Genomic DNA, 17,189 nt, shown 5'->3' with positions numbered 1-17,189 from the left:
GCGGCCTTCCCTGCAAAAGAGATGTCGCCGCCGCGCCCGCGGGCAAGTGTGCGCCCGGTGGCCGGAAAGATCCGGCATTCGCCCGGGGGACCCCACCGTCTGCGTTCACAGCTTCCACGTAGCCGAAGGACGAAGTGTCATCGCCGCACGAGCGCCCTCATCCTGAGGTGCGAGCCCGCTCGAAGGGCGGGGGAGCCTCGAAGGGCGAGGGGCGCTCGGCACGCTTTCTGAGAGCCGCGGGGATGTCACCGCGGCTGTCCCCTCGCCCTTCGAGGCTCGCTCCGCTCGCACCTCAGGATGAGGGGACAGGGCGGACGCCTCAGCGCTCCGTGATTTCGCTGCCGAACCCGTCCTGCGGGGCTGACGATCCGGCATTCGCCCGGGCACCCCGCCGTCTGCGTTCGCAGCTTCCACCAAGCCGACGGACGAAGCGTCATTGCCGCATGAGCGCCCTCGACCTTGGAGGCTCGCTGCGCTCGCACCGCAGGATGAGGGGAGAGGGCGGACGCGCCCACGGGAGGCAGCTGCCCGAGCGTTCGCCAAGAAGACCTCGGTAACAAGATCGCGAGAATCTCGCCGCAGGTGACGGATCGTTAAAATCGCCGCACCGGACGCAAGGAAATCGCAGTCGATCCTTCCCACTGTCTTGTCAGATCGTCTCTGGAGAAGGGCAGATGGGCTTCAGCTTCTCGGCAGTCACCGCCCTTCTCGGCGGCTATTCGGATCCCGGCCTGGGCCGCATCGAGGAGGACATCGAGCGGCTGCGGCGCGAGCGCCGTCGCCGCCGCGCCGCCTCGCAGACCGGCGGGTCGGCAGGCGACAAGGCCAGCGACCACGCAGCCGAACCTTCCGGGCAGCGCGCCGACGCCCCGCCGGTCACCGGCGGCAGCACGCTCGCCGTCTCCGGCGTCAGCCGGGCGCTCGACGCCCTGATGGCGGCAGAGGAGACCCGCCGGCGGCGGCGGCCGTCGTCCTCCGCCGAGCCGGCCGAAGACGCGGCGCCGCTCTCCGCGGCCCTGCGGGCCTCGCTCTCCGGCGCGCCGGGAGATCTCCCCCCCGCGGAAGAGGCACTACCGCCCGCGCCGGCCGGCGAGCGGGACTGGAAGGAAATCCGCGACCTGATCGAGGCCCTGGCGCGGGCCGAGCGGCCGGCCGAGGGGGACGATCCGCCGCTTAAATCCGGCAGCGACGGCATCGTCGTGCGACCCTTGCGGTCGTGGCCGCCCGACTGAGCCTTGCACCTTCGGGCCTGCGGCTGAATCCGGCGAAAGAGGAGGATTGCATGAACGTCGACGTGCTGGGGCTCTTCAAGCTTCTCACCCGGGCGATCCTGCAGATCGTCAGGCAGCGTCTCGGCAACGCCGGGACGGCGCCCGAGGCACCCGCAGCGCCGCCCGCCGCAAGCCCGGCGCCCACGCCGACGGTCGCTCCCGTCGCGGTCGCGAAAGCCGGCGACCGGGTCATCGGAGCCATCGTGAGGTTTCATCTCGGCGGATCGGACGAAGCGGCGACGCCGCAGGCGGTCGCAGCCGGAGAGAGCCTCCTGTCGACGACGATTGAGACCGCGCCCGCGGCACCGACGGTCGTCTCGACGGAGGACGCATCCCCCGTCCGCGACATCCGCCAGGCGGCGATCGAAAAGCAGGAGGAATGGCGGCGCCGCAAGCTCGTCGCCGAGATCGGCCGCATCCCCGCCGCACTGGCGGCGGCCGGGCCGTCGCTCGCGGCGCCCGCCGTTGCGGACCGAAAGGTGCCGCCAGCCGGCGGGGAGACGGTGTTTTCGGACGCGCAGGCGGGCCTTGCCACCGCGCTCCAGGCCTATCGGGCGCTTGCCTCCTGACGGCCGGCCGTCCCTTCGCCCTCAGGCATCTCGGGCAAGCCGTGATGCGGGTGCCGCTCAGCCGCCGGAAGGTCCCTTCAGCGTCATCGTCACCGGACCGACCAGCTTGTCGTAAGTCGCCCGCTCGTCCTTCGGATAGCGGATCGCCACCGAATGGATCAGGTCGCCGCGGAAGATGTAGCGCTCGTAGAAGATCTGGCCGCGATGATAGCCGGACACCACCGCCCAGCGGTTGCCGGAGGCGTCGTAGGTCACCTCGTCCATGCGGCCGCGTTCGCGGATGATCGATTTCGGCGTCTCGCCGCCGCGGTTCTCGCGGGCATAGATGAAGATCTGGGCGCCCTCGGGCGAGGCCCAGGCGAGACCGTCGCCCTCGACCGGGGCGGGCAGCTTTTCCGGAAACGCCTCGGACGGAAAGCTCGCCTTCGTCCCGTAGCGTTCGTTCTGGTAGGTCACCTGGCCCGCGAGGGCAGGCGCGCAGGCGGCCACTCCGGCAAGGCCGGTTGCCACTGCCAGCGACAGATACCGCGATTTCGACATGTCTATCCTCCGGTCACGCTCATATGTCGCGAGACGGCGGGTTTTCGCGTCTCACGATCGATAATGAAGTCATGTCCCTTCGGTTTCCGGCCGATCGCCGCATCGATGGCGTTTGACAGGAGCTCGTTGCCTTCGGAGGCTCTGAGCGGCCCCCTGAGGTCGGCCGCGTCCTCCTGGCCGAGGCACATGTAGAGCGTGCCGGTGCAGGTGAGGCGGACGCGGTTGCAGCTTTCGCAGAAATTGTGGGTGAGCGGGGTGATGAAGCCGAGCCGGCCGCCGGTCTCGACGACCTCGACATAGCGGGCCGGCCCACCGGTCTTATAGGGGATGTCGGTGAGGGTGAAGCGTTCGGCAAGCTTCGCCCGCACCGCCGAGAGCGGCAGATACTGATCGGTACGGTCGCCCTCGATCTCGCCGAGCGGCATCGTCTCGATCAAGGTGAGATCCATGCCCTCGCCATGCGCCCATTCCAGCATCGCGGGAATTTCCGCATCGTTGAAGCCCTTCAGCGCGACGGCGTTGAGCTTGATCCTGATGCCGGCGGCCTGGGCCGCCCGGATTCCCGCCATCACCTTGGAAAAGTCGCCCCAGCGGGTGATCGCCTTGAACTTGTCCGCGTCGAGCGTGTCGAGCGAGACGTTGATGCGCTTCACGCCGCAATCGGCAAGTTCGGCGGCGAAGCGCTCGAGCTGCGAGCCGTTGGTGGTGATGGTCAGATCGTCGAGCGCGCCGGTTTGAAGGTGCCGCGACAGGGAGCGGACGAGATGCATGATGTTGCGGCGGACCAGCGGTTCGCCGCCGGTCAGGCGCAGCTTGCGCACGCCTTTGTCGACGAAGGTGGTGGCCAGCCGGTCGAGCTCCTCCAGCGTCAGCAGGTCGCGCTTCGGCAGGAAGGTCATGTTCTCTGCCATGCAGTAGACGCAGCGGAAGTCGCAGCGGTCCGTCACCGAGATCCTGAGATAGCTGATCGCGCGGCCGAACGGATCGATCATCTCGCCGAGCGGCGCCGTCCGGCCGCCGGCCGCAAGGCTCGATGCGCCGGGGCGGTCTGCGATGTCGCGGGCAATCGTCTCGTTCAAGAAACTGTCCTTCTGCTTGCACTTTCCGCCACGAATGTGGAATTGCGCGGGGAACGGGTCAAGCCACCCGTCTCGATCAAGCCATTGCAAAAGCGGCGCAACGGCCGGCCTGCCGGCGCCCGGAGGTCTTACGCGATGAACAGTTCCGTCGAAGCGCCGCGCGAACTCAGGGTGTCGAAGGACCGCCGCAGCCTCGGCGTGACCTGGCCGGACGGGGCGCGCGACGCGTTTTCCGCCGAGATGCTGCGCGTCCTCTCGCCCTCGGCCGAGGTGCGGGGCCATTCCGAGGCCGATCGCAAGACGGTGTCCGGCAAGCGCGACGTCGCAATCGCCGACCTCCAGCCGATCGGCCATTACGCCGTCAGGATCGTTTTTTCCGACGGCCACGACACCGGGCTCTTCTCGTGGAGCTACCTTTCCGAACTCGGCCGCGAGAAGGACGCCCGCTGGCAGGGCTATCTCGACGAGTTGAAGGCCAAGGGGCTGCGGCGCGAACCCGGCTGACCCGGCGCCCCGCCGGGACGCCGGTCCGGCTGGCGGGCGGGGCCGATCAATAGATCGTGCGCTTCATGCGCTCGGGATAGTCGGCGTCGTATTGCGCGGCGTCGAAATTTTCGAGCAGCGCGCCGATCATGTCGCCGGCCGAGGGCAGCGAGCGGCGCTCCACCCGGCGCGCCGGATCCCACAGGGCGGAGCGGACGAGCGCCTTCTGGCACTGGAAGTAGACGCTGTCGATCCGGATGCGCACGACGCTGCGCGCCGGCTTGCCGTTGACGGCGAACCGCGCGCAGAGCGCCGGATCGACGTCGATCTCGGCGGTGCCGTTGACGCGCAGCGTCTCGCCGACCCCGGGAATGAGGAAGAGCAGCGCCACCCGCGGGTCGCGGACGATGTTGGACAGCGTGTCGACGCGGTTGTTGCCCGGCCGGTCGGGCAAGAGCAGCGTCCGCTCGTCTTCGGCCTCGACGAAACCCGCCGGATCGCCGCGCGGCGAGCAGTCGAGCCCCTCGGGGCCGACGCTCGCGACGAGCACGAAGGGCGAGGCCGCGATCAGCGCGCGGTAGTGGTCGTTGAGACGGTCGATCTCCTTGATCCACGCTGCGGCCGGCACCTCGCCATAGAGGCTTTCGAGCTGTTCGACGGACCGGATGACGGTGTCGCTCATCGGCGGGCTCCCCTCGCGTCTTGCCACAGGCTGGCTCGGCGCCCTTGAAGACCGGCTTTCGGGCGCTGTCAACGCGCGATGCGTCACGATGGCAATGGGCCGGGCCGCAGGGCCCGGCCTCGCCGGCTCACGTCGGGCGGGGACCGTCAGGCCGGCTGGCGGTGGCGCAAGAACGCCTCGCGCCCGGTGACGCGCTCGACGAAGCCCTTGATCGCCGCGCTTTCCTGAAGCCGCGGCGCGCCGAACATCGAGAGCCACCACAGCGTCGCGCCGAGCCCGAGATCGGCGGCGGTGAAGCGCGTCCCGGTGACGTAGGGCGCCGCCGCGAGCCGGCCTTCGAGCGTGTCGATCACGTCGTCGTAGCTGCCCCAGCCGAGCGCGCGCTTCGGCAGCGGCGCGCTGTCCTTGCGCATCATCGCGTCGACGGCGGCGGGCTCGAGGCAGGAGGGGGCGAAGAACAGCCAGCGGTAATAGGTCGCGCGCTCCGGCGTCGCGATCGCCGGGGCGAGGCCGGCCTCGGGAAAACAGTCCGCGAGATGGGCGAGGATCGCCGCGACCTCGGTCATCACGGTGCCGTCCGGAAGGACCAGCGTCGGCAGCTTGCCCATCGGGTTGAGCGCCAGGAACTCCGGCGAGCGGTTCTCGCCCTTCTCGAAGTCGACCGGCACGAGCTCGTAGTCGGCGCCCACCTCTTCGAGCATCCAGCGCACCACGGCGGCGCGGCTCTGGGGATGGAAATACAGCTTGAAACGTCCCTGCATAACGTCGCCTTTCGAGAACAAAGAGTGAATACCGCCACAGTTATGCGCCGGCGATCGTGTCGGGATTGCGACGGGCGAGCATTGGACGTCGGGGCTGCGGGCGTTATAGAATTGAACGAGCTTTCTAGTGGATTGAATTTGACATTTGAGCCCCGATCGGGTGAGGCGTCGTATCAAATGTCAAATTCGAAAATCCACTAGGATCATAATCTTGGCTAGTGGTCTTTCGATCCCGACATTTGCTGCGCGGTCTCGACAAAGCGGTACCAAATGTCGGAATTGGACCACTAGAATGGACGGGGATCATGGCGCTCAGCCTGAAGGATCCGGAGACCGACAGCTTGGCACGCCAGGTCGCCGCTCTGACCGGCGAGACGCTGACTGAGGCGGTGCGGACCGCCCTCGCCGAGCGTCTTGCCCGCGAAAGAGTGAAGCGCGGAAAACGGAGCAGTCTCGCCGACGACCTCGAAGAACTGGTCCAGCGCTACGCCGCGTTGCCCGTCAACGATCCGCGCGCCCCGGACGAGATCGTCGGCTATGACGACGACGGTCTGCCGCGCTGATGGTGATCGACAGCTCGGCGCTGATTGCCATTCTCGAAAACGAAGCCGAAAGCCCGGCTCTTCGTGGTGCGATCGGGCGGGATGCCGTGCGTCTCATCTCCGCCGCCACCATGGTCGAAGCGTCGATCGTCGCGCTCGCTCGGCGGGGCGAGCCGGGTCTCGCGATACTCGATGTTTTTTGCGAGAGGGCGGACATCGTCGTCGTCCCCCTGGAAAACGATCAGGTCAGGGCCGCCGTCGATGCATTTCGGCGCTTCGGAAAGGGACGGCACCCGGCGGGGCTGAATTTCGGCGACTGCTTCTCCTACGCCCTCGCCAGGACCACAGGCGAAAGCCTGCTGTTCAAGGGCGGCGATTTTTCGCTGACCGACGTCACGCCGGCAGCGTAGAGCGCCCCATTTCGCGCGACGCGCCGTGCGGCGCAGCCAGGCCTGCCACCGGGCGATGCTTCGAGACACTACAGCAGCCGCGGCTGGACCGGCGGCGGCTCGCTCTCGCCGCCGTCCTCGCGGGCACCCTCCGCGACGACCTGGAGCGCGCCGTCGGGGAGCGGGCGCTGCAGCGCGGCGGCCTCGCTCCAGGGGGCCGAGAGCCAGAGGTCGATCTCCGCCGGCTCGGTCAGGATCACCGGCATCGCCTTCGGATGGACGCGGCCGACCTCGGCATTGGGCTCGGAGGTGAGGAAGCCGAAGAGATCGGCCGTCACCTCGCCTTCCTTGACCTTCCTGACGCTCGTCCACTCGGTCCAGATGCCGGCGAAGACGGCGAGCGGGCGCTCTGCGGACAAGGCGAACCAGACCGGCACCTTCTTGCCCGCCCGGTCCTCGTATTCGGAAAAGCTGGTGAAGGGGACGACGCAGCGGTGCTCGGGTCCGAGCCAGCGGCGCCAGTGAGGGCTCTTGACGTTGCGGATGTTGGTGACGCCGGGATCGGCCTTGCGGTCCTTCAGGACGAAGGCCGGGGAGGGCATGCCCCAGCGCATCATCGTCAGCTCGCGGCCGGTTGCGGCATTGCGCACCACCGGCGCAGCGTAGTCGGGAAAGATGCCCGGCAGCGGCGGCAGGTTGCCGGTCCGATCGAGGGTCGCGCGGGCGAACTCGCGGATCGCCTGCTGGCCCTTGGTGACGGAATAGAGGTTGCACATGGAAAGGCTCTCCGGCAGATCGATCGCCGAACTCGATCTTCAAGGTCGGTATGGCGGGACGGGCTGGCCCATTGCCGTCTTCGAACTCGTATCGACTATATCGGCCATCGGACGGAAGAGGATGAAAGGGTCGCGTCTGCTCGGCACGAAGCCGCGCCGCCGCCAGAACGCAGCCGCCGGATCGTCCACGGCCCGGACCATCAGGGCGCGACCACCGATGAGCTGGGATGCGGATATAGCCCGCAACAGCGCGTGCCTGAGAAGACCTGTTCCGATCCCTCGACCGGCAAAGGCTTCGTCGGTCGCGAGCTGCCCGAGGAGAAGACAGGGCACAGGATCCGGTGGCTGGCCTGTGCGGATGGCTCGTGGCAGGATGTCCGGCGCCACGGCCGAGGGCGATAGCCCGTAGAAGCCGACGACGCGCTTTTCTTCATGGGCGACGATGACTGCTGTGAAGCCTCTCCTCATGTTGGATAGGGCGCGAAATTTCAGCCAGTGATCCAGCGCCGGCTTGCCGCAACTGAAGCTTGATACGTCGTGTCCATCGTCGAGCGGTTCGGGCGATGATACCATGCTCGTCAGTTCTCTGGATCGTCATTCGCTTCCCACGGGGCGGGTCTGGCGAGCACCTCGGCGATCTCGGGTACGAACTGGGCAGGCGCGGACAATGCCGCCACGAAGTCCGCAAAGCTATCCTCGCTCATGCGGATCAGGCGGGCTTCCATGAGAATGTCTTCGGCGGCGCGTACGGCGGCCTCGCGAACGAAGTCCGTGCGCGAGCGACCACGCAATGCCGCTGCGCGATCGATCAGATCGACGTCTCCGGCGGGCAAACGCATGGAAATGGGATGTTCGCGGCGGTCTTTCAGACTGGCCATGGCGTGCTCCTCACGGACGATACATAGCAAGTTGTATTGCAAGATACAATACAGACGCTTCGGGTCCGGACGCTATAAACTCGCCGCCGTGCGCGCCGCCTGGTCGTAATGGCCGGAGAGGAGGCGCAGGAGATGGGCGATCTCCGACAGCCGCTCCTTCGGCAGTCCGAGCTCGGCGATCCCCTCGACGAGGATCCTCTCGCGCAGCTCGCGGTAGCGGTCGCAGGCGCCCTGCCCGGCCTCCGTGACCTGGACGAGCCGCTCGTTGCCGGCCTTTTCCCGCGCAACGAGGCCCTTGGCTTCCAGCTTCTTGATCGCATAGGTGACGAGATGGGTGTCCTCGATGCCGAGGACGAGGCAGATGTCGGAGAGCCGCTTCGGCTTGCCGCGATGGGTGACGGTGTGAAGGACGAGGATCTCCGTCGCCGTCAGCCCGCCTTCCCCCGCCGCCGTCATGCAGCGGACCATCCAGCGCTCGAAGGCGTGGGAGGAGAGGATCAGACCGAACTCGACCTCCGACAGCGCCGGCGCCGCGCCGTCGGCGAGGTGGGCCGAGGAGACGATCGGACCGATCGGCCGGGCACCGTGTTTCTCCGCCATCCTCAGCCTCCGGCAAACATCGTGCGCGGCAGAAACAGCGCGAGATCGGGAAAGAGGGCGAGCAGCACCACCATGAGCGCGAGCAGGCCGAAGAACGGCGCCGTCGCTTTGGCGATCCGGAAGATGTCCTGGCCGGTGAGGCCCTGGATGACGAAGAGGTTGAAGCCGACCGGCGGGGTGATCTGCGCCATCTCGACGACGATGACGAGATAGATGCCGAACCAGACGAGGTCGAAGCCGGCCTGATTGACCAGCGGCATGATCACCGAGGTGGTCAGCACCACCATCGAGATGCCGTCGAGGAAGCAGCCGAGCACCATGAAGAACAGGGTGAGCGCGAAGAGGAGGGCGTAGGGCGACAGCCCGAGCGAGCCGATCCACGAGGCGAGTTCCCGCGGCAGGCCGGTGAAGCCCATCGCCGTCGTGACGAGGGCGGCGCCGGCGAGGATGACGGTGATCATCGCGGATACCCGCGTCGCCGCCATCAGCCCGTCCTTGAACGCGGCGAAGGAGAGGCCCCCCTGGGCTCTGGCGATGGCGAGCGCGATGACGACGCCGATGACCGCCGCCTCGGTCGGCGAGGCGATGCCGCCATAGATCGACCCGATGACGCCGAGGATGAGAAGGACCGCCGGGGCGATGCGCATCGCCGCCTTGAGCTTGCTCTCTCTGGCGAGGACGTCGGCGTTCTGGGGCATCAGCGACGGTTTCAGCGTCGCGGCGAGGGCGACATAGCCCATGAACAAGAGCGCCAGCACGATGCCCGGCAGGACGCCGGCGATGAACAGGCGCGAGATCGACTGTTCCACCGCGGCGCCGTAGACGATGAGGATGATCGAGGGCGGGATCAGGAGGCCGAGCGTGCCGGAGCCGGCCAGCGAGCCGATGGCGATTGTCTCGTCGTAGCCGCGCTTCTTCAGTTCGGGGAGCGAGATCTTGCCGATCGTCTGGGTGGTCGCGGCGGAGGAGCCGGAGATTGCCGCGAAGATCGCGCAGCCGACGATGTTGACGTGGACGAGCCGGCCGGGCAGCCGGCGCATCAGCGGCGCGAGGCCGGCGAAGAGATCGTCCGACAGGCGCGAGCGGAAGAGGATCTCGCCCATCCAGATGAACATCGGCAGCGCCGTGAGGTCCCAGGAGGTCGAGGCCGACCAGAAGGAGGTGGCGAGGATCTGCGCGTCGGGAAGCGAGGGGCGGGCGAGCAGCGCGGCGAGCGCCGTCAGCGTCAGGGCGAGCGCCACCCAGAGGCCGAGGGCGAGGGCGCCGAAGAGGACCGCGACGAGCAGCACCGAAAGGGTGAACATGTCCATCAGATGCCCTCTCCGCCGCCGGCGATGCGATCCCGGCCGCCGAAGGCGAGCACCGCCTCGTCGAGAAGCGCGATGGTGAAGACGAGGAGGCCGAGGGCGAGAGCGCCCTGCGGGATGACGAGGGGGGTCGCGACGAGGCCGTAGGAGACGTCGCCATAGGAAAAGCTCTTCATCGCCAGCGCCGCGAGCGCATAGGCGGCGAAGGCCGAAAGCGCCGCGCCGAGGAGGGCGACGAGGCCGTCGAGGATCTGCCGCGCCCTGGCGGGAAGCCGCGTCGTCAGGAGGTCGACGCGGATGTGGACGTTCTTCGCCAGCGTGTCGGCCAGGGCGAGGAAGGTGGAGCCGCCGAGCAGGAAGCCGCCGATCTCGGCAAGGCCCGGCACGGAAAAGCCGGTGGCCTTGAGGCCGAGCGAGACGAGACCCCAGTCGACGAGCCGCGCCCCCACCTGCACCGCGACGAGGAGGAGGATCGCGACGAGACAGAGCGCCGCCAGCCATCCGGCCGCAAGATAGAGGGTGTCGAGCGCGCGTCGCATGGGGCCTCGGTGGGGTTGGTCGGTTGGTCGAGCAGGCCGCAGGCGCCTCCTGCCTCTCAGCCAGGAGAGAAGCGCCGTGCTGTGTCGCACCCCCCTCTGCCTGCCGGCATCTCCCCCACAAGGGGGGAGATCGGCAGCTTCGCCGCCCCGGCCTCCTCAGCAGATGCTGTCTCAATCCGCAGCGGATGTGCGAATCCCGACGTCAGCGGAAGGGCGAAAGCGCTCCGGCAAGATCGATCTCCCCCCTTGTGGGGGAGATGTCCGGCAGGACAGAGGGGGGTGTTCTGGCGCCCCCCATCCGCCCACTTGCCGAATGCTCAAGGCACCGGAAGGCGGTGCACGATGCGTCGAAGCTCGGCGCAGCCTACTTCTTATAGGCCTCGAGCAGCTTGGCGCCGTCGTCGCCGGCTTCGTTCTTCCACGCCTCGGTCAGCGTCTCGCCGATCTTCTTGAAGCCCTGCTTCAGATCGTCGGAGGGCTCCTCGACCTTGATGCCGTTCTGCTTCAAGAGATCCGTCGTGCGTTTGGTCTCTTCCTCGGAAGCCTGCCAGCCTCTCGTCTCGGCCTCGGCGGCGGCCTTCTCGACGGCGTCCTGCGCTTCCTTCGGCAGGCCCTCGAAGGCCTGCTCGTTGACGATCACCATGTTGCGCGGCAGCCAGGCGTTCAGCGTGTAGTAGTTCGACAGAAAGTCCCAGGCCTTGGAATCGACGCCGGTCGACGGCGAGGTCATCATCGCCTCGACGCGGCCGGTCGAGAACGCCGTCGGAATGTCGGAGGCCTCGATCTGGGTCGGGATCATGCCGGCCTCTTTGGCGAGCTCTTCCGTCGACTTGTTGTAGGCGCGGAAGCTCTTGCCCTCGAGGTCGCCCATCTTGGTCACGTCGGTCTTGGTGTAGAGGCCCTGCGGCGGCCAGGGCACGGAGAACAAGAGCTTCAGCCCCTGCTTTTGCAGCGCCTTTTCCATGAAGGGCTTCTGCGCGTCGTAGAGCTTCTTCGCCTCCTCGTAGCTCGTCGCGAGGAACGGCACGGAATCGACGCCGAAGATCGGATCCTCGTTCGACAGCCGCGAGACCAGCAGTTCGCCGATCGGCACGATGCCGTCGCGCACCGAGTTCTTGATGTCGGGATGCTTGATCAGCGACTGGTTGTTGTGGACGGTGATCTTGACCGCGTCGCCGGCCGCCTGGTTCACCTCCTCGACGAACTGCGCGATGTTCTTTTCGTGAAAATTCCCCTCCGGATAGGGAGTCGGCATGTCCCAGGCGGTCTGCGCAGCGGCCATGCCGGGCAGGGCGATCGCGCCGGCGGCGAGGAGGAGGGTGGGCAGATGCTTCATGTCGGGCTCCCTTGTCGTTCGGTGAGAAGAGACTTCCATGGAATTTGCCTCGCGTCAAATACGTTGATAATCTGCCGGTAAATTACCGACGATTGGTCAATTACCCAGCAGGATGCCCATCATGCAGGCAGGCAACGAGACGAAATCCGCAGCATCGGGGCCCGAAACGGCGGCAGGCCGGTGGGACTTCTTCGTCGACCGCGGCGGCACCTTCACCGACATCATCGGCAAGGCGCCGGACGGCGCGCTGCATGCGCGCAAGCTCCTGTCCGAGAACCCCGGCGCCTACGACGACGCGGCGCTGGAAGGCATCCGCCAGACGCTCGGCGTCGCGAGCGGGGGTGCGATCCCGTCCGGCCGGATCGGCACGGTGCGGATGGGAACCACGGTCGCGACCAACGCGCTCTTGGAGCGCAAGGGCGACCGGACGCTGCTCCTCATCACCCGCGGCTTCCGCGATGCGCTGAAGATCGCCTATCAGGCGCGGCCGGACATCTTCGCCAAGGAGATCCTGCTCCCCGAACAGCTCTACGAGCGGGTGGCGGAAGTGCCGGAGCGGGTGCTCGCCGACGGCACGGTGGAGACAGGTCTCGACGAGGCGGCGACCAGGGCGGCGCTGGAAGCGGCGAAGGCCGACGGCTTCGACGCCGTCGCCATCGTCTTCATGCATTCCTGGCACTTTCCGGCGCACGAGGCCCGGGCGAAATCCCTCGCAGAAGCTGCGGGCTTTGCGCAGATCTCGGTCAGCCACGAGGTCTCGCCGCTGGTCAAGCTGGTCGGGCGCGGCGACACGACGGTGGTCGACGCCTATCTCACGCCGATCCTCAGGCGCTACGTCGACAAGGTGGCGGCGGCACTGGGCGCCGAGACCTCCGACGACGCGGCGCCCTCGCTGCAGTTCATGATGTCGTCCGGCGGGCTGACGGCGGCCGAGATGTTCCAGGGCAAGGATGCGATCCTCTCCGGCCCCGCCGGCGGCGTCGTCGGCATGGCCGAGACGGCGAAGGCGGCGGGCTTCGACAAGGTCATCGGCTTCGACATGGGCGGCACCTCCACCGACGTCACCCACTATGCCGGCGCCTACGAGCGGGCGCTGGATTCGGAGGTGGCAGGGGTCAGGATCCGCGCGCCGATGCTGAGGATCCACACGGTCGCCGCCGGCGGCGGCTCGATCCTTTCCGTCGACCAGGGCCGCTTCCAGGTCGGCCCGGCGTCCGCCGGCGCCAATCCCGGCCCCGCCGCCTACGGCCGCGGCGGCCCTTTGACCGTCACCGACGCCAACGTGATGCTCGGCAAGCTGAAGCCGGAGCTGTTCCCCGCCGTCTTCGGCCCGGACCAGGACCGGCCGCTCGACGTCGCCATCGTGCGAAAAAAGTTCGCCGAACTCGCGGAAAGGCTCGGCGACGGGCGGTCGCCGGAAGACATCGCCGAGGGCTTCCTGACGATTGCGGTCGAGAACATGGCCAATGCCGTCAAGAAGATCTCGGTACAGCGCGGCTACGACGTCTCGAAATATCTCCTCAACTCCTTCGGCGGCGCCGGCGGCCAGCACGCCTGCCTCGTCGCCGACGCCCTGTCGATGGAAAGCGTCCTCGTCCATCCGATGTCGGGCCTCCTCTCGGCCTACGGCATCGGCCTCTCCTCGCTGTTTTCCAGCCGGTCGCAGGCGCTGGTCGCCGATCTGGCGGAAGAGGCGAAGCCCGAGATCGAGGCGCTGGCCGGACGGCTCCGGGAAGAGACCGTCGCCGAGGTCGAGGCACAGGGCGTTTCGGCCGGCGACCACGCGACCGAGGTTCTGCTGCAGCTTCGCTACGACGGCACCGACACGACCCTGCCGGTGACCTATGCCGGCTCTCTCACCGATGCCCGGAAAGGCTTCGAGGCGGCGCACAGGGCGCAGTTCGGCTTCACCTATCCGGGACGCGCGATCACCGTCGAGACGGTGTCGGTCGAAACCGCCGAAAAGCCGAAGGAGACCGCCGCCGGCGCCACCGGCGAGGCGGCACCCTTCGACCCGGAAGCCGCCGAGACCGGCCGCTTCTTCACCGGCGGCGAGAGCCGCGCGGCGAAGATTTTCCGGCGCGAAGCCTTCGGTCCCGGCGCGAGCGCCAGGGGGCCCGCCCTGATCGTCGAGCCGAACCAGACGATCGTCGTCGAGCCCGGCTGGTCGGCGGAGGTGACGGCGGACAACGACGTCCTGCTGCGGCGCGTCGAGAAGAAGCCGCGCCTCGCCGCGCTCGGAACCTCCGGCGGCAAGGAAGGGCAGGGCGCCGATCCGGTGCTGCTCGAAGTCTTCAACAACCTCTTCATGTCGATCGCCGAGCAGATGGGCGTGACGCTGCAGAACACCGCCTCCTCGGTCAACATCAAGGAGCGGCTCGACTTTTCCTGCGCGGTCTTCGACGCGAAGGGCGCGCTCGTCGCCAACGCCCCGCACATGCCGGTGCATCTCGGCTCGATGGACCGCTCGGTCGAGGCGATCATCGCCCAGAACGAGGGCAGGATCCGCCCCGGCGACGTCTTCGCGCTGAATGCGCCATACAATGGCGGGACGCATCTGCCGGATATCACGGTGGTGACGCCGGTGTTCGAAGAGGGTGCCGCCGATCCCTCGCCCTTCGAGGCTCGGTCGCCCAGAGGCGACCGAGCACCTCAGGATGAGGGATCGGTCAACCGCAGTGCCTCTCAGGAAGTGCAGCGCGGCGACGAGGTTTCCCCTCATCCTGGGGTGCGAGCGGAGCGAGCCTCGAAGGGCGAGGGGAAGCCGTCACCAGCGGCAGGCGGCGAGCCCCGCATCCTCTTCTACGTCGCATCCCGCGGCCATCATGCAGACGTCGGCGGCATCGCCCCGGGCTCGATGACGCCGCGGGCGACGAAGGTCGACGAGGAGGGCGTCCTCATCGACAATCTGAAGCTGGTCGCGGAAGGCGCGTTCCAGGAGGACGACCTGCGCCGGGTGCTCACCGAGCATCCCTATCCCGCCCGCAATCCGGACCAGAACGTCGCCGACCTGAAGGCGCAGATCGCCGCCAACGAGAAGGGCGTCGCCGAGCTGCGGCGCATGGTCGAGAGCTTCGGCCTCGACACCGTCGAGGCCTATATGGATTTCGTCCAGGACAATGCGGCCGAAGCGGTGCGCGCGCTGATTTCGACGCTTTCCGACTGTTCCTACGAATATCCGACCGATTCCGGCCAGATGATCCGGGTCAGCGTGGCGATCGACAGAGAGAAGCGCGAGGCGACGGTCGACTTCACCGGAACCTCGGAATCGATCGGAAACAACTTCAACGCCCCCGAGCCGGTGACGCGCGCGGCGGTGCTCTACGTCTTCCGGGTGATGGTCGAAAAGCCGATCCCGATGAATGCCGGCTGCCTCAGGCCGGTCAGGATCGTCGTGCCGGAGGGCTCGATGCTGAAGCCGGAATATCCCGCCGCCGTCGTCGCCGGCAACGTCGAGACCTCGCAGCACGTCACCAATGCCCTGTTCGGCGCCTTCGAGGCGCTGTCGAACTCGGAAGGGACGATGAACAACCTGACCTTCGGCGACGATCGCTACCAGTATTACGAGACGATCTGCTCCGGCTCGCCGGCCGGCCGGATGAACGACGGGCGCAGCTTCGCCGGCACCGCCGGCGTCCATGTCCACATGACCAATTCGCGGCTCACCGATCCGGAGATCCTCGAAATGCGCTATCCGGTGGTGCTTGAGGACTTCCACATCCGGAAGGGCTCGGGCGGCGACGGCGAAAGGCGCGGCGGCGACGGCACCAAGCGGACGATCCGCTTCCTGCAGGCGATGGACTGCGCCATACTCTCCTCCCACCGCACCCAGCCGCCGCGGGGCATTGCGGGCGGCGCGTCCGGCGAGACGGGCCGCACCGAGGTGCGCCGGCTCGACGGATCGCTGGAGGAACTGGCCGGCTGCGACCAGACGGTGCTTCAGGCCGGCGAGGCGGTGATCGTCACGACGCCGACGCCGGGCGGCTACGGGAGACCGTCGTGAGGGCCGGCGGGGGGTTGCGGCAGCGGCCCCGTCCGCCGGTCTGACGGGATCGGTCCCAAGGGGGCGGTCCCAAGGCAGGCGGTCCGAGGGGGTCGGTTCGACGGGTTTGCCGAGGAATCTTCTCCCGGCCCTGTCCGACCCCCCACGGCTGAGCTCGGCGCGCGCCCGTCCTCGCCGGCGTCGGGTCCGGGCGAAACCGCCCGCGGATCACCCGCGGATCGCCGGCGGCGTATTTTTTGAAACGACATCGTCCATGGCTGCAATTCGACTTGATCGAATCCTCAAGTCGGAACGATCGTCCATGTAAAGCACTGGTATCGTCAGCCAGACTTACCGGATGATCGGGCTTTTTTTACGATTTTCACCTAATGCTTTCTTACTGGAGGCCGGTCAACGCCAGGCAAGACCAGCCGTTCGGGTTTTGGTGAAACCTGAAGGCCGGCCCTTTCCGGCGAAGCACCGGCGGCCCGCCAATTCAGAAATTCAACGCCCTTTTCCGCGAAGCGAGACGACAGATGAGCAGTGCCGCGAGATCTCCCTTGAGCCTGACTGTTGCCGGAAAGCTCCGCGCGACGCTGGTGCTGACCATCGCCGCCTTCGCGGTGGTCGGCGCCATCTCCTTCTTTTCCGGCAAGTCCGTCGAAGCCAGCATGCGGGAAGCGGAGGACGTCCGCAGCGATCTCAGCATCGCCGGCAGCATGCGGCTCGCCAATATCGAGCTCGTCCTGGCGGCGATGGACTCGATCATCGACCGGAACGAGGGGCGCATCAACGACGAGCGCATGGCGCTCATCAAGCGCAATGCCGACTATCTGACGACGCATCTCGAGGCTGCCGAAAGCCTTGCCGCAAAGCTCGGCATGGCGGCGCAGGCCAAGACCCTCGGCGCCGACGTCGCGGCGATGAACGAGGCGATCGTGATCAGGCTGGTCCAGCTGATCGAGCGGCGTGCCGACATCAGCGCCTTTTCCGCCATCGACGATGCGATCGACGATGCCGGCGACCGCGTCACGGGCGTCCTCGCCGATCTCGAGGCGAAAGCCCATGAGGAACTCGCGCAGACACTTGCGGCCACGGAGGCGAATGTCGGGGCGTCGTTCTACCTGCAGCTCGGAACGACGCTTCTCGCCGTGACCCTCGTCGGCCTCTTCACCTTCCTGATGAGCCGGTCCATCTCGCGCCCGATCCACGCGATGACGGCCGCGATGCGCCGGCTGGCGGCGGGCGAAAAGGACATCGCGGTTCCGGCGATCGGCCGGCGCGACGAGCTCGGCGAGATGGCCACCGCCGTACAGGTGTTCAAGGATCAGGCGATCGAGCGCGACGCGCTGGAGAAGGCGGCCGCGGCGGCCCGGGTTTCCGAGGCCGACGCCAAGCAGCGCCAGGCCGATCTCGAACATGCCAAGGCGGAAGACCTCAGGGCCTTCATGGGCC

General features: G+C 67.6%; 18 protein-coding genes. 7 read left to right on the top strand and 11 right to left on the bottom strand.

Annotation, left to right across the window (positions count from 1 at the left end):
• Positions 1 to 674: 674 nt before the first annotated feature.
• The gene (locus J1C47_RS05950) at positions 675 to 1,232 is read left to right on the top strand and encodes a hypothetical protein (RefSeq protein WP_207349828.1); all 558 of its coding nucleotides are present in this window, start codon (positions 675 to 677) and stop codon (positions 1,230 to 1,232) included.
• Positions 1,233 to 1,282: 50 nt separating this feature from the next.
• Positions 1,283 to 1,840 carry a hypothetical protein gene (locus tag J1C47_RS05945; protein ID WP_207349827.1) on the top strand — a complete coding sequence of 186 codons (558 nt, stop codon included), beginning with the start codon at positions 1,283 to 1,285 and terminating at the stop codon, positions 1,838 to 1,840.
• Between the two features lie 57 nt (positions 1,841 to 1,897).
• Here the strand turns inward: J1C47_RS05945 and J1C47_RS05940 are convergent, their stop codons facing one another.
• Together J1C47_RS05940 and moaA are read right to left on the bottom strand one after the other, a co-directional pair.
• Positions 1,898 to 2,380: a hypothetical protein gene (locus tag J1C47_RS05940; protein ID WP_207349826.1), complete on the bottom strand. Its 483-nt coding sequence runs from the start codon at positions 2,378 to 2,380 to the stop codon at positions 1,898 to 1,900.
• Positions 2,381 to 2,382: 2 nt separating this feature from the next.
• Entirely contained in the window at positions 2,383 to 3,372 is a 990-nt protein-coding gene (gene moaA / locus J1C47_RS05935) for a GTP 3',8-cyclase MoaA (protein ID WP_207350042.1), read from the bottom strand.
• 222 nt (positions 3,373 to 3,594) lie between these two features.
• On the opposite strand from moaA, the gene J1C47_RS05930 reads away from it, so the two are divergent.
• Positions 3,595 to 3,963 (top strand): gamma-butyrobetaine hydroxylase family protein, encoded by a 369-nt coding sequence (locus J1C47_RS05930; protein ID WP_207349825.1) that lies wholly within the window; start codon positions 3,595 to 3,597, stop codon positions 3,961 to 3,963.
• A 46-nt stretch (positions 3,964 to 4,009) separates the two neighbouring features.
• Here the strand turns inward: J1C47_RS05930 and J1C47_RS05925 are convergent, their stop codons facing one another.
• Both J1C47_RS05925 and J1C47_RS05920 read right to left on the bottom strand, forming a co-directional pair.
• Positions 4,010 to 4,624, bottom strand: a complete 615-nt coding sequence (locus tag J1C47_RS05925; protein WP_207349824.1) for a pyridoxamine 5'-phosphate oxidase family protein — start codon at positions 4,622 to 4,624, stop codon at positions 4,010 to 4,012.
• Between the two features lie 146 nt (positions 4,625 to 4,770).
• On the bottom strand, positions 4,771 to 5,385 hold the full coding sequence (locus J1C47_RS05920; protein ID WP_207349823.1) for a glutathione S-transferase family protein: 615 nt from the start codon (positions 5,383 to 5,385) through the stop codon (positions 4,771 to 4,773).
• Between the two features lie 305 nt (positions 5,386 to 5,690).
• Here J1C47_RS05920 and J1C47_RS05915 point away from each other — a divergent pair, with 305 nt between their 5' ends.
• Positions 5,691 to 5,948, top strand: a complete 258-nt coding sequence (locus J1C47_RS05915; RefSeq protein ID WP_207349822.1) for a type II toxin-antitoxin system VapB family antitoxin — start codon at positions 5,691 to 5,693, stop codon at positions 5,946 to 5,948.
• On the top strand, positions 5,948 to 6,337 hold the full coding sequence (locus J1C47_RS05910) for a type II toxin-antitoxin system VapC family toxin (RefSeq protein ID WP_207349821.1): 390 nt from the start codon (positions 5,948 to 5,950) through the stop codon (positions 6,335 to 6,337). Before J1C47_RS05915 ends, J1C47_RS05910 begins: the two co-directional genes overlap by 1 nt.
• 68 nt (positions 6,338 to 6,405) lie before the next feature.
• On the opposite strand, the gene J1C47_RS05905 is transcribed toward J1C47_RS05910, so the two are convergent.
• The 7 genes from J1C47_RS05905 to J1C47_RS05875 form a co-directional block, all read right to left on the bottom strand.
• The gene (locus tag J1C47_RS05905; RefSeq protein ID WP_207349820.1) at positions 6,406 to 7,092 is read right to left on the bottom strand and encodes an SOS response-associated peptidase; all 687 of its coding nucleotides are present in this window, start codon (positions 7,090 to 7,092) and stop codon (positions 6,406 to 6,408) included.
• 39 nt (positions 7,093 to 7,131) lie between these two features.
• A complete protein-coding gene (locus J1C47_RS05900) occupies positions 7,132 to 7,665 on the bottom strand; it encodes a GNAT family N-acetyltransferase (protein ID WP_207349819.1) in 534 nt (177 codons plus the stop codon).
• Between the two features lie 5 nt (positions 7,666 to 7,670).
• A complete protein-coding gene (locus J1C47_RS05895; RefSeq protein ID WP_207349818.1) occupies positions 7,671 to 7,970 on the bottom strand; it encodes a type II toxin-antitoxin system TacA family antitoxin in 300 nt (99 codons plus the stop codon).
• A gap of 72 nt (positions 7,971 to 8,042) precedes the next feature.
• Positions 8,043 to 8,570, bottom strand: a complete 528-nt coding sequence (locus J1C47_RS05890; RefSeq protein ID WP_207349817.1) for a winged helix DNA-binding protein — start codon at positions 8,568 to 8,570, stop codon at positions 8,043 to 8,045.
• A 2-nt stretch (positions 8,571 to 8,572) separates the two neighbouring features.
• Positions 8,573 to 9,880: a TRAP transporter large permease gene (locus J1C47_RS05885; protein WP_207349816.1), complete on the bottom strand. Its 1,308-nt coding sequence runs from the start codon at positions 9,878 to 9,880 to the stop codon at positions 8,573 to 8,575.
• On the bottom strand, positions 9,880 to 10,416 hold the full coding sequence (locus J1C47_RS05880; protein WP_207349815.1) for a TRAP transporter small permease: 537 nt from the start codon (positions 10,414 to 10,416) through the stop codon (positions 9,880 to 9,882). Before J1C47_RS05880 ends, J1C47_RS05885 begins: the two co-directional genes overlap by 1 nt.
• A gap of 364 nt (positions 10,417 to 10,780) precedes the next feature.
• On the bottom strand, positions 10,781 to 11,752 hold the full coding sequence (locus tag J1C47_RS05875) for a TRAP transporter substrate-binding protein (protein ID WP_207349814.1): 972 nt from the start codon (positions 11,750 to 11,752) through the stop codon (positions 10,781 to 10,783).
• 121 nt (positions 11,753 to 11,873) lie between these two features.
• Here J1C47_RS05875 and J1C47_RS05870 point away from each other — a divergent pair, with 121 nt between their 5' ends.
• Together J1C47_RS05870 and J1C47_RS05865 are read left to right on the top strand one after the other, a co-directional pair.
• A complete protein-coding gene (locus tag J1C47_RS05870) occupies positions 11,874 to 15,755 on the top strand; it encodes a hydantoinase B/oxoprolinase family protein (protein WP_207349813.1) in 3,882 nt (1,293 codons plus the stop codon).
• 539 nt (positions 15,756 to 16,294) lie between these two features.
• Positions 16,295 to 17,189: HAMP domain-containing protein (locus J1C47_RS05865; protein WP_207349812.1), on the top strand; the 895-nt coding region annotated here is incomplete at its 3' end.

It is taken from the genome of Jiella sonneratiae, assembly GCF_017353515.1.
Lineage (GTDB): Bacteria > Pseudomonadota > Alphaproteobacteria > Rhizobiales > Rhizobiaceae > Jiella > Jiella sonneratiae.
This window is presented reverse-complemented; position numbering and strand designations above follow the sequence as displayed.

Coding starts and splice junctions, on each gene's coding strand:
- J1C47_RS05870 (WP_207349813.1), top strand. CDS start 11,874: ATGCAGGCAGGCAACGAGACGAAATCCGCAGCATCGGGGCCCGAAACG.
- J1C47_RS05900 (WP_207349819.1), bottom strand. CDS start 7,665: ATGGTATCATCGCCCGAACCGCTCGACGATGGACACGACGTATCAAGC.
- J1C47_RS05940 (WP_207349826.1), bottom strand. CDS start 2,380: ATGTCGAAATCGCGGTATCTGTCGCTGGCAGTGGCAACCGGCCTTGCC.
- J1C47_RS05925 (WP_207349824.1), bottom strand. CDS start 4,624: ATGAGCGACACCGTCATCCGGTCCGTCGAACAGCTCGAAAGCCTCTAT.
- J1C47_RS05885 (WP_207349816.1), bottom strand. CDS start 9,880: ATGGACATGTTCACCCTTTCGGTGCTGCTCGTCGCGGTCCTCTTCGGC.
- J1C47_RS05950 (WP_207349828.1), top strand. CDS start 675: ATGGGCTTCAGCTTCTCGGCAGTCACCGCCCTTCTCGGCGGCTATTCG.
- J1C47_RS05945 (WP_207349827.1), top strand. CDS start 1,283: ATGAACGTCGACGTGCTGGGGCTCTTCAAGCTTCTCACCCGGGCGATC.
- J1C47_RS05915 (WP_207349822.1), top strand. CDS start 5,691: ATGGCGCTCAGCCTGAAGGATCCGGAGACCGACAGCTTGGCACGCCAG.
- J1C47_RS05930 (WP_207349825.1), top strand. CDS start 3,595: ATGAACAGTTCCGTCGAAGCGCCGCGCGAACTCAGGGTGTCGAAGGAC.
- J1C47_RS05895 (WP_207349818.1), bottom strand. CDS start 7,970: ATGGCCAGTCTGAAAGACCGCCGCGAACATCCCATTTCCATGCGTTTG.
- J1C47_RS05890 (WP_207349817.1), bottom strand. CDS start 8,570: ATGGCGGAGAAACACGGTGCCCGGCCGATCGGTCCGATCGTCTCCTCG.
- J1C47_RS05920 (WP_207349823.1), bottom strand. CDS start 5,385: ATGCAGGGACGTTTCAAGCTGTATTTCCATCCCCAGAGCCGCGCCGCC.
- J1C47_RS05910 (WP_207349821.1), top strand. CDS start 5,948: ATGGTGATCGACAGCTCGGCGCTGATTGCCATTCTCGAAAACGAAGCC.
- moaA (WP_207350042.1), bottom strand. CDS start 3,372: ATGATCGATCCGTTCGGCCGCGCGATCAGCTATCTCAGGATCTCGGTG.
- J1C47_RS05880 (WP_207349815.1), bottom strand. CDS start 10,416: ATGCGACGCGCGCTCGACACCCTCTATCTTGCGGCCGGATGGCTGGCG.
- J1C47_RS05905 (WP_207349820.1), bottom strand. CDS start 7,092: ATGTGCAACCTCTATTCCGTCACCAAGGGCCAGCAGGCGATCCGCGAG.
- J1C47_RS05875 (WP_207349814.1), bottom strand. CDS start 11,752: ATGAAGCATCTGCCCACCCTCCTCCTCGCCGCCGGCGCGATCGCCCTG.